Raw genomic sequence first — 331 nt, forward strand, 5'->3', positions numbered from 1 at the left:
CTCCCGGCGCCCCCTGCACATGGGCCCGCCGGTTCCCGAGGCCGGCGGACTCGTGCGCTCCCTCGCCGACCGGGGCCCGGCCGCTCCGCAGACCCCCGTGACGCCGATGCCGATCCGCCAGGCCGGGCCGCCGACCACGGGCCCCGAGTACCTGGACATCCCGCGCGCCGAGGACGTCCCCGCCGCGCCGCAGGGCGAGATCCCGCCGCAGGCCGGTGCCCCGTGGGCCGCCGAGCCGGTGCTCCCGGCCCCCGAGGTCGAGCCCGTCGCCGTCGCGGTGGAGCCCGAGTCCGAGACCCCGGTGGAGCCCACCCCCCACACGCCGGTGGAG

Annotated in this window: 1 pseudogene; it reads left to right on the forward strand. The window is 80.7% G+C overall.

Annotated features, from left to right (window positions below):
* A pseudogene (locus ADK55_RS40020) lies at positions 1-331 on the forward strand (5,6-dimethylbenzimidazole synthase); the annotation flags it as partial.

The sequence above is a fragment of the Streptomyces sp. WM4235 genome (genome assembly GCF_001279725.1).
Lineage (GTDB): Bacteria > Actinomycetota > Actinomycetes > Streptomycetales > Streptomycetaceae > Streptomyces.